This is a genomic window from Bowmanella yangjiangensis (assembly GCF_017255015.1).
GTDB lineage: Bacteria > Pseudomonadota > Gammaproteobacteria > Enterobacterales > Alteromonadaceae > Bowmanella > Bowmanella yangjiangensis.
On sequence record NZ_JAFKCS010000352.1, the window covers coordinates 1 to 819 of the forward strand.

The following is an 819-nucleotide window of genomic DNA, read 5'->3' on the forward strand; positions in this document are numbered from 1 at the left end:
CCTGGCGATGGCGAAGGCGCGCGCGTGGCGTGGGTCGACGAACTCGGTCAGGGGGCTGAGCAGGACCTGGTCGGGGCGTTCGGGATCGTCATCGGTGGTGGCGTGCGCCACCAGCGCCTGGGGCGAGGTGCTCACGATCATGCCGATGTGCGAGTAGTCGCCACCGCCTACCTGCTGGATCAGGCGGCTTTCGCGCGAAGGGCCGAGGCGAAACACCCAGTCGCCGTTCTCCACGCGCGGCAGGCTGCGTACTGGGGCGCTGACGGAGGGTTGTGGCTGGAGGCTGGCCAGCGCCACGGTGGCGCCGGCCAGCAGCAGGCTCAGGCACAGCCCGAGACGCAGGCGGCTCAGATCTTGATCTTCCAGTCGCCGTCGACCTTGTTCAGGCGCAGTCGCTCGGTCTTGGGCTTGGCATCGCTGTTGTTGAAGTGAACGATGGCCTCGATGCGGGCCTGGCTGTCGTCGTTCGACAGGGTTGGCGCCTGCACCTCGATACGATCCAGGCCACCCTGGCTTTCGGTGTACTTCTCGGTGCGGGCCAGCTGGGCGCTGAGCTTGCCGCGAACCAGCGCGACTTCTTCGTCGCCGGTGCCTTCAGGAACGTCGATGTACTCGAACAGTGCGTCGACGTCGTTGCCGTAGGCCGCCTGCAGGAAGGCTTCGGCAATGCCTTCGGGGGTGTTGTTCGGGCCGCCGCAGCCAGTGAGCAGCAATGTAGCGGCGAGTGCGTAGATCCAGCGCTTGAGCATGGTGACTTCCTTGTGAGTCGCTTCCGTTGGGGCGGCGATGATAGCCCCAGGCTCAGGCTGGATCAGTGAT

Annotated in this window: 2 protein-coding genes; both read right to left on the reverse strand. The window is 66.1% G+C overall.

Annotated elements, in window-relative coordinates:
* Window positions 1–297: C40 family peptidase (locus J0A65_RS24485; protein ID WP_206596858.1), on the reverse strand; the 297-nt coding region annotated here is incomplete at its 3' end.
* 50 nt (window positions 298–347) lie between these two features.
* Window positions 348–819 (reverse strand): DUF4878 domain-containing protein (locus tag J0A65_RS24490; RefSeq protein ID WP_206596859.1); only part of this gene is annotated, 472 nt, incomplete at its 5' end.